Raw genomic sequence first — 13,110 nt, forward strand, 5'->3', positions numbered from 1 at the left:
CCTCTTGTATTCCATGTATGTCCTCTCATCTCTCATGTGCTTCGGTCTCTAATCCGTGATTTCTTAGAACCTATCCAGAAACCACCTGTGGACTTTGCGACACCCCCCTTGGTCCCCCCTCGAGGGGGGAATTAAAGGGGGGTGTCCGCTGCCGAGGTAGGTTTTCGGATAGGCTCTTAATCTGTGCCAATCTGCGTAATCTGCGGATGAACGAGGTCGAGCATCTTCCGCGCCAGCTCTCCGCGGTCATAGTTCCGCGCCGCCGTGAGGCACCTCTCTTGCAACCCCTCGTACAACTCCCTGTCCTCCTTGAGCCTCACCAGCTTCTCACACAGCTCCCCGTCATTTTCCGGTTCGAAAACGAGCCCCACACCCTCCCGCTCCACAATATCGGCGGATTCCCCGGCCACCCCGTGCAGCACGGGAATTCCCATCCCCATGCATTCGAAGAGCTTGGATGGAATGACGGTGGTGAAAAGCTCCGTCTTCCTCAAATGAATGATGGAAGCATCCAGGAGAGACCAGTATTTGGCCACCTGCTCTTTCGGCACCGAGTCGATGAAAATGACATTCTCAAGACCCATCTGCATCGCTGCTTCCTTGAGAGACTCTTTCCTGGCTCCATCTCCCAGCAGAATGAACCGGAAGAGATCGCCGTCTCCTGCCTCTCCCAACCTTTTTGCCGCCCTGAGGATCGTCTCCAGCCCGTGCGCCATGCCATGAGTCCCCACGTACCCTGCCACGAACTTGCCCTCCAGCCGGTATTTCGCCATCAGCGCCCCGTCCTTCGGCATGGGATGAAACCGGGAAATGTCGACGCCATTGGTGACAACCGATATTTTTTCCGCCTCGATCCCTCTTTTCACCAGGATTTTCTTGAAGGATTCCGTCACGGAGACGATCCGGGAAGCCCTGCGGTAGAGAAACATTTCAACCCGCTCCAGCAGCTGGATGATCCTGGAATCTTCCATGGCCCCCACGGCCTTGATGGATTCCGGCCACATGTCCCTCAGTTCGAAAACAAAGGGAATGTGTTTCATACGGCCGACCATGTATCCGGCGCAGGCCGTGAAAAACTGAGGCGATGTCGCGACCACCACGTCCGGCTGTTTCACGCACGGAGAAGCGAGCACCGCCGAAACCATGAAGCTGCAGTAATCCAGGATGCGTTTCAGAAATCCCTCGTTGGCCGTGATGTAGGTCCACACCCGCAGCACCCGGATACCGTCCATGATCTCCCGGGAGATCAAAGAATTCCTGTAGCCGGGATACACCTCCCCCTTGGGAAAATTGGGCGCGCAGGTGATCACCGTCACGTCGTGCCCGGCCTTCACCCATTCCCGGCAGTGTTCGAACGTGCGGCTTGCGGGAGCGTTGACTTCCGGAGGAAAATTATCGGAGAGAAAAAGTATGTGCATTTCTTCAATCCATCCGCAGATTACGCAAAAGTTTAAAACTAAGCACCGAAGATCGTAAATATGCGGCCATTTCTTTGTAGGAACGGCTTCCAGCCGTGACAGGAACTGGCAACTGCACACTTTGTCGCGGCAGGATGCCGCTCCTACAAAAACGCACGGGTAAACGGGTGCGTAATTACGATCTTGAGTACTAAGAACCTATCCGGAAACCCCCTGTGGACTTTGCGACACCCCCCTTAGTCCCCCCTCGAGGGGGGAATTGAAGGGGGGTGTCCGCTGCCGAGGAATGTTTTCGGATAGGCTCTTAATCCGCAGATTACGCAGATTGACGCAGATATAAAAAAGCCTTCACGGTTTCAATCTGCGCTAATCTGCGTAATCTGCGGATCATCGTTTTTGAAACGGATCTCCAGACACTGACACGGAAGGCTGATTCCAAACTGCGGATGATAGCTCGAGGGTACAACGGCCACTTCCCCACCCTGCACACTCCAGCGGAGCGCCTGCCCCCCGGCAAGCCGCAGCCGCCCCTCCGCGGAATCCATGGATTCCACACGGACGTCCGGGTGAAAGTGAAACCTTGAAACCGCCTCCGAAAAGCGCCCCTCCACACCATCGGTGATGACGAGCCGATTTCCATCCATTCGCCATTCCCGCCGATGCACCGGCTTGCCCGGCAGGCGCCGGTATCCGTCCTGGCTGCAGGCGACCACGATCGCTTCGCCGTCTTCCCGCATCTCCAAATCCCGCGGATAAGCCCGCCGTGCCACACGAAATCCCCCCCACACCTCCGAGGAATTTTCCCCATCGATTTCCACCGTGTTGTGGGCTGCCGTGGAGCGCTGCCTCTGCCTTTCAATCCCAGTGCCGTAGCAGGAGGTTCCCGAATCGACGATGACCCGCTGTCCCCGGACCGACAATTCGAAGTTCAGCGTATCCGCATGGGCGTGCCCGGGGAGGTAGTCCGGCCCGATGGGCGCCACGTCGAGGAAGCCCGTGAAAGGACCCCGCTCCACCCGGATATACCCCGTTTCGCCGAGATGAACCAGGGGGAGGGCAGGGGAGGCGTCCGGCCGGATGCCCAGTCGCGACGCGTAGCTCACAAGCTCCTCTGTTACGGGAGCGATACCGAAGGCGGCGTCATTGAAAAGGACGATCCCGCCGTCGGGGTGAGTCATGAGGGCCAGCCACCGCAGCATGCGCACGCATGCTTTGCGCAGCGCCTCGACGACCGTGGAAAATCCGTGGATTACAGCCTCCGGGTATGTACCGCAGACACCGATGCAATCGAGCAGGTCTTCCAGGATGATGGCGTGGTACATGGGCGAGCGCTCGAAATGCCCGCCGTCGGGAAGCACCTGTTCCCGCAGCTCCCGCTGCATCTCCCCGAGCCCTTTGGCCAGCCATTCGTCCGCCTCGGCCCCTTCGAAGAAACACCCGGCGAAGACCAGCGCCTTCAAGTTCGCCAGCAGATGATTTCCCAGGAGGTGGTATTCCAACCGCCTGCGGAGCCGGCGCGCCTGGAGCCCCAGGCTCTGGAGCATCCCGGGCACAGGGGCGTTGCCTTTCAATATCCACTTGATCCAGTTCACGATGCGAAGCGACGTGGGATAGGGCTCCCAGCCGTTTCCCTTACCCGGCGGGTTTTCCCCGATCCATCGGCGGATATACTCCTCGTGCCACGCCTTGCGCTCCTCCGCGTCCCGTCCGTTCAAATCGTCGAAGTAATGGAGGTTATAGAGCCAGAGCTTGTCCCACCCGGGGTGGTTCCAATCCCCGGGCCCCCTGAGCGTTTTTTCCTCGTTCAAAAAACAAAAACGCCCAGGCCCCGGCATGCCCGGCGTTTTTTGCGCCCCTTCGATCCAGGGACCGGTTCTTTCCCGGCACCGAGGCAGGTTTCCCTCTTCGATGGCCGGGCGGCGCATGCGGTACCCAACGCGCCCATAGATCTGAACCGGCTTGAGGTAGCGAATGGTGTGCCAATACTGCAGGATCTTCATTCAGCCCTTGTATGCATCTTTCCTGTGCTTGAGATGCAGTAACAAAACGATACACTTCTGGTCGTTTACTTCATACCTGATGCGATAGTCACCCACTCGAATACGATACTCATTTTCATGTCCCTTCAGTTTCACGCAGCCGTGAGGGCGAGAGTCCTTCTTCAACCCCATGATACGCTTTAAGACGCGGTCCCGGGCATCTTCGGGTAGTTTATCCAGTTGCTTTTGCACCGGTTTGGGAATAAGGACCTGATATTCCATCAACCCTTTTCACATTTGCCGGCTATATATTCATTAATGGTCATGTAATCTCCCGCTGCATAAGCAGCACGGGCTTCCTCTATCTCAGCTCTAACAGCCGGATCCTGTTCCCATGTTTCTTCTTCCATGCGAGCCAGCTCGTCTTCCAAGAACGCCCAGAGGCGACGTTTATCTTCGATACTCAGCTCTGCAATAGACTGCACCAGAGATTCAAAAGGAACCAACAACTTAACTTTCTTCTTTGCCATGAACTTCCCTCCGGAAACTTTTTTTGATTTATGCACACATAAAAGTATTGCGCACACAAATCCTGTTGGCAAGAGGGACTTCTTCAGCCCGTAGCGCAGATTGATCAGAAAATTCTAATTTGGAGACAGTGCAAATTAACTTCCATGACTGGAACGATCACAACGAAAAATGAAAAAAGGCAAAGATATGCAAGGCAATAAGGAAAGCGGGAAACGCTCTTGAAAAGCGATATTATTATGAGCCATGAGCTATGAACCATGAGCCTTTTTTCATATAAAATAATCTGCGTCATCTGCGGATGCCAGGTGGATCGTCACCCGGCTCACTTCCACCAGTTCTTCAAGCGGTATGGGGCCGGGTTTGCCTTCCTTGACCGCCTCCACAAAGGCCGCCGCGCAGGCCGCCTGCCCCTTGTCCTGCCGCCAGAGGTTCATCTTCCGGAATCCCTTCCAGCCGAACCCGCGCAGCTTCCTGAAATTGTCGAGCTGCAGCACCCGCCCCCCGCAAAAGACTTCCAGCCGCTCCTTGGGAAACGACTTGTGCCCGTCGGCGAAATAGTGGACCGTGCCCAGGGAGCCGTCCGCAAAGCCCAGGGTGAGGGTCGCCTTGTCTCTCAGGCGGTCTTCGCCGACGTAGGCGGCATCATAGCGGGTGATGGCCGATCCCGCCAGGAACCTGAGCAGATCGATGAAGTGGCACGCCTCCCCGATGATCCGCCCGCCCCCCACCGCAGGGTCCTGGGTCCAGTGGTCGCCGGGAATCTGCCCGGCATTCACCGTCATAATGAACGACTTCGGCCCCTGCACGCCGCTCAGCAGCTCCTTCATCTTCCGAACCTGGGGAGCAAACCGCCGGTTGAACCCGACCATTACTTTGGGCGGTGCGGGAGAAGCGGGGAGAGACGCAACCGTATCCTGAATTTCGGCCAGTTCATCGAGGGTGAGGCACAGGGGCTTTTCGACGAAAACATGCTTCCCCGCCCTCAGCGCCTCGCACACGAACCGGGCATGGGTGTTGTGCCGCGTAGCGATCACAACCGTGTCGATCTCCTCATGAGAGAGTATCGTCTCCGCCTCGGTGGTAGCCTGCTGAAACCCAAACTTCTTCCCAAAATGGACGGCGCTCACCCCGCCGCTGCTGGCCACGGAATGGAGCGCCGCTCCCGCCGCTTTGAACGCGGGAATGAGCACCCGCCCCGCGTAATTTCCCGCCCCGATAAAACCAACAACCGCTCTGCTGTCTCGATCTATTTCTTTTTGCTTTTCAGCTTCAAGAGCTACAACTCTTCCGGTTCTATAGGTTTCATCTGCGCCAATCTGCGTCATCTGCGGATGGTATTCTAAAATGATCCCCAGGTAAGGCTCTTTCCCTCCCAGAAGCTCATAAGCCCGTACCGCCTCTTCTATGGGAAATCGATGCGTAATCAGCGGACGGACACCGAGCCTCCCCTCCGCCATCATGTCGAGCACAGCCTCGAAGTTCCGCTGTTCCGTCCATCTCACATACCCCACCGGGTAATCGCACCCCTTCTCCTCGTACTGGGGATCATACCGCCCCGGCCCATACGAGCACGATACCTGGAAGGAAAGCTCCTTCTTGTAAAAATCATCCCGCGACAGCTCGAGCCCCGTCACCCCCACCAGGACGATCCGCCCCCGCTTCCGGCACATGAGCGCTGCCTGGTGCACGGGCTCGCTGCTTTTTGTACTTGCCGTGATGAGTACCCCATCCACGCCCCGCCCGCGTGAAAACCCTTTGCTGCTCAGCACCGGGTCTTCCCCCCCGGAGAGGTCCACCGTCTCCGCCCCGAAGCTCCTCGCCAGTTCGAGCTTCCGCGGATCGAGATCGATTCCGAGCACCCGGCACCCATGGGCCTTCAAGAGCTGCACGGCCATGAGCCCGATCAACCCGAGCCCCGTGACCACGAAGCATTCCCCCAGCGTGGGCCGGGCCAGTCTCACCCCCTGGAGCGCGATGGCTCCCACCACAGTGAACGCCGCCTCCTCGTCGCTCACCCCATCGGGCACCCTTGCGCAGAGGTTTCCGGGAACGCACACCATTTCCGCATGCGCGCCGTTGCTGACGACCCTCGCTCCCGGCTCGAACAGCCCCCCCGGATTCTCCCTTCCCGACCCGATGACTTCACCCACATTGCAATAGCCCAGGGCAATGGGTTGATCCAGCTTGCTTCGCACGGCTTCGAGCGTCGGGGCGAGCCCATCGGTCCGGACCTTCTCCAGGACTTGTTTGACCTTGTCCGGCTGCTGCCGCGCCTTGTCGATCCATCCGGCCTTCCCGAATTCCAGGAGCATGCGCTCCGTGCCCGCGGAAACCAGGGATGCATGGGTCCGAATGAACAAATGCCCCGCCCTGGGTCCGGGGCAGGGCACTTCGGCCAACTCGGTTTTTCCGTCTTTGAGATTCTGGAGGACCTGTTTCATGGGATTGGATAAATCTCGTTCTTTCTTTAAAGATAGGATGAGGGATGTTTTAGTGACAGGCAAAATCGAACATCGGCAAACCGAACGATAGACCTTTTCGAAGTACCGGGTCAGCAGTTCAAAGGGAATTCGGCGGTATCAGCGGTGATGACGCGAAGGGTTTGTATCGGCAGGAATAAACGCAAGGGATTTCCGGGTAGCGCAAGAAACCCCTAGTGCTCATAAAAAGATCTAGCCGAACTATCTTTTGCATCGACAAAAAGACCGATGCCACCTCCCTGCTCAGAAATCAGAACGGTGCGATGGATCGCTTCCATGAGAAGCATTTCGCCGTATCCTTGCCTTCGATGCTTTGTCGACACAGCGAGTCGGGCGAGCCGAACAGCGGCAAGAGGATGTTTCGGGTATTTCCTGGCATATTTGGTGGGAAGATGCTGTGCATGTATTTCGCATAACGCCAAGGTGAAAAAACCGATAACGATTCCGGGGCGTTCGGATCTGCAAGGACCCATGTACGGGATATGCCCTTGGCTGCGTGCTGCCTGGCTGTCGCTTTGAAAAACGCATTCAATTCGGCACTCCCGCAGTCAAATGCGACGCGATCATGGCCAGGTCCTAAAGGGACTATTTCGGGCACGGCAGCTCTTGCTTTCTGCGTGCGGCAGCTTTTTTCATTACCTCATTAGGTTCCGGCGGATGGTCCAGCAAATGAAAAACCATATCAGCCGCCTTTCGGGACAGATGAATGACCCTCTCCCGCTCCAGCACGTTATCGGCTTTTTCCAGCGCCGCCTGAACCAGGAATTGATTCAGTGTGGCACCGGTCAACCGGGCCGCCTCCACAATCTTTTCATAAATCTCGGAGGGCATCCGGGCCGGTATCCTTTCCTCTGATTTGATCTGCGCCATCATCTACCTCCTTTTTAAAAGGATAGCATCCTTGGCGTCATTTTTGCGATGCTTCAACGTCTCCCAATCTGCGAAAATCTGCGTAATCTGCGGATGGAATTTTTTTGCCCGTCAGCCTATTGCTTTGACGTAGGGATATTTCAAAATCTTGCTGTCGGAAGTTACGAGCCGGCAATCGTATATTCTTGCCGTCGCCACGATGAGTTGATCTGCAGGATCGCGATGGAATTCGCCTGGGAGTCGAGTGGATTCGATGGCGATTTCCGGTGAGAGCTCCACCAGGCGGATACCGGGATAGTTCAAAGCCTCGTCAAACCAGTCCCCCAATGGGCAAGGAAGCTTTAAGCGATTGTACTCGACAAGTTTGGCGACTTCCCAAACTGAGATGGCACTCACACCGATAAGGTCCGCCTCTGCGGCATCGATTACCTTGACCTGCCGACGAGTGAGCTGGGAATCTCCATGCACCCACCAAACCCAGATATGGGTGTCGAGGACAATCATTTCAAGGCTTCCCAGTCTTCTTCCGCAACACTGCCAAATGGATCTATATATTGAATCGGCTTTCCAGTCAGCGGACGGCGCATATTCCCTGGTTCTTTGTGTTTGTGCCTGCGAACGATGACCTCCACTTTATCTCCAGCCTGAAAGGGGAGTCCCTTGACTGTGAGAGTGCCATCCTTTGCGACTTCTGCTTCTGTTCTATAGGCTTGCTGCATTTTTGCCTCGTTTCTTCCTGCTGACCATTATCTCATTGATAAAACAATGAGATACACCGAGGAAACGATAAGGGTCCGCTTAGAGCCTATCCGAAAACCTTCCTCGGCAGCGGACACCCCCCTTCAATTCCCCCCTCGAGGGGGGGGACCAAGGGGGGTGTTGTAAAGTCCACAGGGGGGGCGGATAGGCTCTTAGTTCAGGCGACCTCGACGATCTTTTCGTGGACTGCGGAGGGCATGCGGTCAGATATTCTTGCCCGCTAATCTGATCCGTGCCGTCGTCTACTTCTTTTCTTTAAAGAGGTAGCATCCGGGCGTCATTTTGACAATATCCCAATATCCCAGGGTTTTTAATCTGCGCCAATCTGCGGATCGACAGGATCGTGGAATATTCTTTTGCCCGAGAGCCTCCCGGGCACTACGCGGCATACGGCCGGACCTCCTTTATTCTACCCACACCTCTTGAAGTGACTTTGCTTCGAGCACCCGTTCGGCCCACTGGTCCAACTGTTCCGACGACGCAGACGCCAGGCGATCTTTCGCCCAGTCCGGCAGAGGACCAAAACGACGGGTCAGTATCTTCTCCAGGAGGCCACATTTTCCCTCCAGCTTCCCTTCCAGTTTTCCCTCGTGCCTTCCTTCCAGTCTTCCTTCCAGTTTTCCTTCTCGCCTCCCTTCCAATTTTCCTTCCTGAAACCCCTTATCCTTTATGTATTGAGCCAACATGGCGGTCTCCTCTCTCTCCGTCATCAGGCGGTCGTACTCTGTCAACTTTGTTCCGCAGGGTTCCCCCCCGTTGATTCCCCCCTTGAGGGGGGCAGGGGGGTGTTGTCTTGCCCGGCATAACAACTTTGACGGAGCAGTAGATGGCTTCACGCTCCTCGTCCCGGATTTTCGCGTAGACATCGATGAAGTCCACATACTTGTCAAACAGCATCGGCGCCGCCAACCTGAAAAGTCCCAGGTACGCCTGCTGAATCACTTCCGCCCGCTCCTCCGGTTTATAATCCATCTTCGGCAGCAGAATCTTCACGATGGGATTGTGATGATCGTAATCCGCATCGTGCCCAACGGGATTATTTCGGGCACGACGGCTCTTGCTTTCTGCGTGCGGACGCTTTTTGCATTGCGTCCTTCGGTTCCGGCGAATGGTCCGGCAAATGAAAAACTATGTCCGCCGCATTTTTCTTACCTTTTCCAAGTTTCTTGTAAAGAAAAGCGCCATCCAAATAGTGACTGTGTGCCAAAACTTCCTGCCGAATGTGTTCGCGAGTGTCCACTTCATGGATCAGTCGGCCGTACTTCAAAATCTGATGCTGGAGCAGCGGTGTGGCCCAGCTTTAGATGTCATTCGACGGCTCAGACAGACATTTCTTTGTTGACTCTCTGAGTCTGCACGCCTTCTGCTTCTCGTCGTTTGGTGAAGATCAGTGTAGCGATCGGCATGGAATTCAATTCCAGTTTGGAAAGGTCGACCTGTTGACCGGCATCCTCAATCTCCATACCGACGACTCGGCCCCGTTCATCGAAGTCCAGAACAATTCCTGGAGCCACTTCTTCCGATTCGATGCTCGTGCCGTCTGTAAATTCTATATAAAGCATGTCATCATCAGGGTAATATTGAAAAACCATCGGGTTATCCTCTTTCAAGGTTTGAATCGCCGGTCGGCAAAGGCATTATGGACTGTTTGCCCATCCGGCTCCGTGACGACGCGAAGGTACTTGCCCCATTCAGGAATGAAGGCCCATTGCCGAATTCTCCCGTTGGGCTGTCTTTCCGTGCGGAGGGGATGATCTAAAACGTATTGAATCCATTCCATCTTAAGGTAAGGCCGCCGCAAAAGCACGCTATAGGTGAAATATTCCGTGGTTTTCATCTGTTGTGGCTTGTTGAACATTGCTTGTTAGAATTTCGGCGATGCGCCTTCCTTCCCGCCTTCCTTCCTGAAACCCCTTATCCTTTATGTATTGAGCCAATATGGCGGTCTCCTCTCTCTCCGTCATCAGGCGGTAGATGGCTTTACGTTCCTCGTCCAGGATTTCCGCGTAGACATCGATGAAGTCCACATACTTGTCAAACAACATCGGCGCCGCCAACCTCCTGCCTCACAAATTCGATACGTTCGAGTTGTCCGTAGGCCTGCAGCGCTTCCGGCAACAACCAGGAGAGGGCCTCTTTCGGGAAATCCAGGAAGACATTCTTGAAATTGTGGTCGTGCGCCTGCATGAGTTCTCCACGTCGTGCCCAACGGGATGATTTCGGGCACGGCAGCTCTTGCTTTCTGCGTGCGGACGCTTTTTGCATTGCGACATCCCTGCGTCATCTTGACAATATCCCACTATCTCAAGGTCCTTAATCTGCGAAAATCTGCGTAATCTGCGGATGGAAAGGATCATAAGATACTGCCGCGACAAAGTATACAATTGCCGGTTCCTGTCACGGCTGGAAGCCGTTCGTACAAAAAATTGGCCGCGCACTTACAATTTTCGGTACTTAAGCTTGATAGTCTCGCAAAAAGTCGCAAAAGGCCTTATTTCGTCATTCCGGCGAAAGCCGGAATCCAGTGTTTTTAGTTACTTACAAAACATCTGGACCCCGGTTTTCACCGGGGTGACGACTTTTTACGAATCTATCAGGCTTGCAGCTGTTCTGTGTTGAGTCCCAGAGCCGAGGCAATTTTCTTGAGAGTAGAGGTACGGAGCCGGGCATCGGGACGCTCGAACTTGACGACAGCCGCCTGAGACACTCCCATACGGGTTGCCAGCTCTTTTTGAGTGATACCGAGGTGTTCCCTCCAAGCTTTGACAAGTGGCTCATTCCGCAGGACATGCGCCTCGACGACTTCCTGGGGTATGCCGCAGGCGCGAGCCTTTTCGGCTTCCAGAAGGGGCTTGATGCGACGCCATTCTTCCCAAGGTACCAGGACAAAGGCGGGTTCTCCGTCGTGTTTGATCGTTTGGTAGTCAGTAGGTGTGCTCATCGCGTTTTTTTACCTCCTCAATGCCGACAATGCTGATTTCCTCCCTTCTTAATCTGCTTAAGCGCCTTGGGTTGCCAGATGACTTTCATTGTGGAGGTAATATAACTCGATATAACTTTTAATCAATAATAAAAGCTATATTGATCCTTGAATGATCTCTATTCTGTCTCACAAATTGAGGCGAAATCCGTCATGAGTTGCCATAAAACCATGTCCACGAATTGAAGATGAGCCTATTCCCAGGCGCAATCGATCACAAAACCCTAATCCCGAGAGGGCACAAGTTCAATCTGCGTCAACCTGCGTAATCTGCAGATGGAATTTTTTTGCCCACCCAATCCCCAGTGCTACGTGGCGTATGGCCGGACTTCCTTTTCCAGGCGGTCGCCAAGCCGGCGGCGGGTCTCCTCCAGGTCATAGTCAGTCTGAAGCCCCATCCAGAAGCCTTCGCTCATCCCGAAGCAGCGGGCCAGCCCCAGAGCAGTGTCCGCAGTGATGGCACGCTTGCCGAGCACAATTTCGTTGATCCGCCGGGGTGGAACGCCGATCTCGCGGCCCAGCCTGTTTTGGCTGATGTTCATGGGTCTTAGAAATTCGTGCAGGAGCACTTCACCGGGGTGAATGTAGGGGTAATCCTTCCGCCATACAGGTTGCCTCATGAAATGAGTCAACTACAAACTCATTGTATGCAGAATTGAGTGGAGCCAGCATTCTGGGTTTTGCTTGTTCATCTTACAGTAAATATTAAAAAAAACATTCGGTTCAGTTCGTAATAAACGATTTCAGTTGATCCTCCAGGTCAAGAATAACTCCTGTCGAACATGCGACGCTCTCCAGACTGTCACCGGGTTTGCCATCAAGAATGTGTTGTCCTATGGTCCGATACATTAGATGATAAGTTAGCATTTTATTGATTCTTTTGCGCCGAAGGATGCGGTTCCGCCCTTCAGCCTGGTACTCTGATCCATTGGTCATCTTAACGGTTACATCATTTGCCCGAAGTTCGATGTAATCCTGAACACCAACCCGCTGGCTACCCTCATCAGTGAGGGTCATCGTGAAAACGGCACCATTCATTAATTCGATAGTCACGTTTAGCGAACCATTTGTAAAAGGCTTTACACTGGCTGATTGTACTGATGAGAACCGGTTGAGATAAAGGAAATGGTCAATCCAGTGGCAACCGTTGGAAACAAGACGAGTGCAGGAATTTGGCCAATTGTACCAATGCAGTGCCGGTAATGGCACCTCATATACGATGCAGTGGTAGTTAATCGGCGCATCAGCGCGCTGCCCCAGGTCCTCAAAAGCAAAGTCGTTAAAGGGCAGATATCTTTTGTGGAAGCATGCGTAGAGTTTGCCTCCACCATGCATTGCTTCCAGGAGTTCCTCCAGTTGGGAGTGCGTGGTACAGATTGGTTTTTCGACCACTGCAACAGCATCATGGCGAAGCGCATGAATGGCAATTGGAGCATGTGTATGATGGAATCCGGCGATAAAATACACATCTGCCCTGTCATCAGGGGCAGGGTAGGGGGCGGTGCTCCAGGTTATGTGAGATGATGGATTGGGACCGATTTGGGTTGTGTCTATTTCATGAATGGACTTAATACAAACGCCTCTTGGGGTGTTGGGCAAAATGATTGTTTTGGCGTAATTGCCCAGACCGTATAGTACTGCCGACAGTTCTTTTGCCTTTAGTTTAGCAGATTGTAGGTTTAAAAAACGATATAGGATTTCAGGTCGTATCTGAGAACATTCCACGCTCTCCTGGGGAGATGGTGGCGGTGGCTGTTTTTCTGATGGGTTCTTACTGCGAGGAAACTTTTTTCCGGAAGATCGATCAACATGCGTTAGCCATGCTTCCACCTCATCCAAGGCCGCGGAGCATGCTGCACAGTCAAGATTGAAGCCGGAATAGGGGTTCCAGCCATGTAGAGCATCCAACGTCGTTATTCTCTGCCAAAGATTGTGTTCTTGCCAATCCCAGTGGATAATACTTTCACTATCATTGAACTGTTCAGGCCCGCCCCAAAGCCGAACCAACTGTGATGGAATTGAAATCACCTCCGAACAGTATGGATGGTTACCGTGAAAGTACTATGAGCTCTCGGGAACAGTCCACCATCTCC

The 13,110-nt window shown here is 54.2% G+C and carries 17 protein-coding genes; all 17 read right to left on the reverse strand.

Features of this window, described 5'->3' with window-relative positions; translation table 11 throughout:
* Nucleotides 1–176 precede the first annotated feature (176 nt).
* The 17 genes from QMG16_RS19115 to QMG16_RS19195 all read right to left on the reverse strand — a co-directional run bounded on the left by QMG16_RS19115 (nucleotide 177) and on the right by QMG16_RS19195 (nucleotide 13,045).
* Nucleotides 177–1,418: a glycosyltransferase family 4 protein gene (locus tag QMG16_RS19115; RefSeq protein ID WP_281796869.1), complete on the reverse strand. Its 1,242-nt coding sequence runs from the start codon at nucleotides 1,416–1,418 to the stop codon at nucleotides 177–179.
* A gap of 356 nt (nucleotides 1,419–1,774) precedes the next feature.
* Nucleotides 1,775–3,418, reverse strand: a complete 1,644-nt coding sequence (locus QMG16_RS19120; RefSeq protein ID WP_281796870.1) for a heparinase II/III family protein — start codon at nucleotides 3,416–3,418, stop codon at nucleotides 1,775–1,777.
* Entirely contained in the window at nucleotides 3,419–3,679 is a 261-nt protein-coding gene (locus QMG16_RS19125) for a type II toxin-antitoxin system RelE family toxin (protein ID WP_281796872.1), read from the reverse strand.
* Nucleotides 3,679–3,927 carry a hypothetical protein gene (locus QMG16_RS19130; protein WP_281796875.1) on the reverse strand — a complete coding sequence of 83 codons (249 nt, stop codon included), beginning with the start codon at nucleotides 3,925–3,927 and terminating at the stop codon, nucleotides 3,679–3,681. The genes QMG16_RS19125 and QMG16_RS19130 overlap by 1 nt, the downstream gene beginning before the upstream one ends.
* A gap of 270 nt (nucleotides 3,928–4,197) precedes the next feature.
* On the reverse strand, nucleotides 4,198–6,369 hold the full coding sequence (locus QMG16_RS19135; protein ID WP_281796878.1) for a bi-domain-containing oxidoreductase: 2,172 nt from the start codon (nucleotides 6,367–6,369) through the stop codon (nucleotides 4,198–4,200).
* A gap of 212 nt (nucleotides 6,370–6,581) precedes the next feature.
* Nucleotides 6,582–6,881 carry a GNAT family N-acetyltransferase gene (locus QMG16_RS19140; RefSeq protein WP_281796881.1) on the reverse strand — a complete coding sequence of 100 codons (300 nt, stop codon included), beginning with the start codon at nucleotides 6,879–6,881 and terminating at the stop codon, nucleotides 6,582–6,584.
* A 112-nt stretch (nucleotides 6,882–6,993) separates the two neighbouring features.
* Entirely contained in the window at nucleotides 6,994–7,281 is a 288-nt protein-coding gene (locus QMG16_RS19145; RefSeq protein WP_281796883.1) for a type II toxin-antitoxin system TacA family antitoxin, read from the reverse strand.
* 108 nt (nucleotides 7,282–7,389) lie between these two features.
* The gene (locus tag QMG16_RS19150) at nucleotides 7,390–7,782 is read right to left on the reverse strand and encodes a type II toxin-antitoxin system VapC family toxin (protein WP_281796884.1); all 393 of its coding nucleotides are present in this window, start codon (nucleotides 7,780–7,782) and stop codon (nucleotides 7,390–7,392) included.
* Nucleotides 7,779–7,997 (reverse strand): hypothetical protein, encoded by a 219-nt coding sequence (locus QMG16_RS19155; protein ID WP_281796887.1) that lies wholly within the window; start codon nucleotides 7,995–7,997, stop codon nucleotides 7,779–7,781. Before QMG16_RS19155 ends, QMG16_RS19150 begins: the two co-directional genes overlap by 4 nt.
* Nucleotides 7,998–8,441: 444 nt before the next feature.
* On the reverse strand, nucleotides 8,442–8,723 hold the full coding sequence (locus QMG16_RS19160) for a DUF4351 domain-containing protein (RefSeq protein ID WP_281796890.1): 282 nt from the start codon (nucleotides 8,721–8,723) through the stop codon (nucleotides 8,442–8,444).
* Nucleotides 8,698–9,009, reverse strand: a complete 312-nt coding sequence (locus QMG16_RS19165; protein WP_281796892.1) for a hypothetical protein — start codon at nucleotides 9,007–9,009, stop codon at nucleotides 8,698–8,700. The genes QMG16_RS19160 and QMG16_RS19165 overlap by 26 nt, the downstream gene beginning before the upstream one ends.
* Before the next feature lie 347 nt (nucleotides 9,010–9,356).
* A complete protein-coding gene (locus QMG16_RS19170; protein ID WP_281796894.1) occupies nucleotides 9,357–9,629 on the reverse strand; it encodes a DUF2283 domain-containing protein in 273 nt (90 codons plus the stop codon).
* A 216-nt stretch (nucleotides 9,630–9,845) separates the two neighbouring features.
* Entirely contained in the window at nucleotides 9,846–10,082 is a 237-nt protein-coding gene (locus tag QMG16_RS19175) for a hypothetical protein (protein ID WP_281796896.1), read from the reverse strand.
* On the reverse strand, nucleotides 10,072–10,302 hold the full coding sequence (locus QMG16_RS19180) for a hypothetical protein (RefSeq protein ID WP_281796897.1): 231 nt from the start codon (nucleotides 10,300–10,302) through the stop codon (nucleotides 10,072–10,074). The genes QMG16_RS19175 and QMG16_RS19180 overlap by 11 nt, the downstream gene beginning before the upstream one ends.
* A 328-nt stretch (nucleotides 10,303–10,630) precedes the next feature.
* Nucleotides 10,631–10,978: a helix-turn-helix domain-containing protein gene (locus QMG16_RS19185; RefSeq protein WP_281796900.1), complete on the reverse strand. Its 348-nt coding sequence runs from the start codon at nucleotides 10,976–10,978 to the stop codon at nucleotides 10,631–10,633.
* Nucleotides 10,979–11,325: 347 nt separating this feature from the next.
* A complete protein-coding gene (locus tag QMG16_RS19190) occupies nucleotides 11,326–11,637 on the reverse strand; it encodes a HigA family addiction module antitoxin (protein ID WP_373878760.1) in 312 nt (103 codons plus the stop codon).
* 103 nt (nucleotides 11,638–11,740) lie between these two features.
* Nucleotides 11,741–13,045: a Gfo/Idh/MocA family oxidoreductase gene (locus QMG16_RS19195; protein ID WP_281796904.1), complete on the reverse strand. Its 1,305-nt coding sequence runs from the start codon at nucleotides 13,043–13,045 to the stop codon at nucleotides 11,741–11,743.
* Between the last annotated feature and the right edge of the window lie 65 nt (nucleotides 13,046–13,110).

Source organism: Desulforhabdus amnigena (genome assembly GCF_027925305.1).
In the GTDB taxonomy this organism is placed as follows: domain Bacteria; phylum Desulfobacterota; class Syntrophobacteria; order Syntrophobacterales; family Syntrophobacteraceae; genus Desulforhabdus; species Desulforhabdus amnigena.

Bases quoted from the DNA above. Each gene is read 5' to 3' on its own strand.
- QMG16_RS19120 (WP_281796870.1), bottom strand. From the start codon at position 3,418: ATGAAGATCCTGCAGTATTGGCACACCATTCGCTACCTCAAGCCGGTT.
- QMG16_RS19155 (WP_281796887.1), bottom strand. From the start codon at position 7,997: ATGCAGCAAGCCTATAGAACAGAAGCAGAAGTCGCAAAGGATGGCACT.
- QMG16_RS19125 (WP_281796872.1), bottom strand. From the start codon at position 3,679: ATGGAATATCAGGTCCTTATTCCCAAACCGGTGCAAAAGCAACTGGAT.
- QMG16_RS19175 (WP_281796896.1), bottom strand. From the start codon at position 10,082: ATGTTGTTTGACAAGTATGTGGACTTCATCGATGTCTACGCGGAAATC.
- QMG16_RS19140 (WP_281796881.1), bottom strand. From the start codon at position 6,881: ATGGGTCCTTGCAGATCCGAACGCCCCGGAATCGTTATCGGTTTTTTC.
- QMG16_RS19185 (WP_281796900.1), bottom strand. From the start codon at position 10,978: ATGAGCACACCTACTGACTACCAAACGATCAAACACGACGGAGAACCC.
- QMG16_RS19160 (WP_281796890.1), bottom strand. From the start codon at position 8,723: ATGTTGGCTCAATACATAAAGGATAAGGGGTTTCAGGAAGGAAAATTG.
- QMG16_RS19190 (WP_373878760.1), bottom strand. From the start codon at position 11,637: ATGAGGCAACCTGTATGGCGGAAGGATTACCCCTACATTCACCCCGGT.
- QMG16_RS19145 (WP_281796883.1), bottom strand. From the start codon at position 7,281: ATGATGGCGCAGATCAAATCAGAGGAAAGGATACCGGCCCGGATGCCC.
- QMG16_RS19170 (WP_281796894.1), bottom strand. From the start codon at position 9,629: ATGGTTTTTCAATATTACCCTGATGATGACATGCTTTATATAGAATTT.
- QMG16_RS19150 (WP_281796884.1), bottom strand. From the start codon at position 7,782: ATGATTGTCCTCGACACCCATATCTGGGTTTGGTGGGTGCATGGAGAT.
- QMG16_RS19135 (WP_281796878.1), bottom strand. From the start codon at position 6,369: ATGAAACAGGTCCTCCAGAATCTCAAAGACGGAAAAACCGAGTTGGCC.
- QMG16_RS19130 (WP_281796875.1), bottom strand. From the start codon at position 3,927: ATGGCAAAGAAGAAAGTTAAGTTGTTGGTTCCTTTTGAATCTCTGGTG.
- QMG16_RS19115 (WP_281796869.1), bottom strand. From the start codon at position 1,418: ATGCACATACTTTTTCTCTCCGATAATTTTCCTCCGGAAGTCAACGCT.
- QMG16_RS19180 (WP_281796897.1), bottom strand. From the start codon at position 10,302: ATGCAAAAAGCGTCCGCACGCAGAAAGCAAGAGCTGCCGTGCCCGAAA.
- QMG16_RS19165 (WP_281796892.1), bottom strand. From the start codon at position 9,009: ATGGATTATAAACCGGAGGAGCGGGCGGAAGTGATTCAGCAGGCGTAC.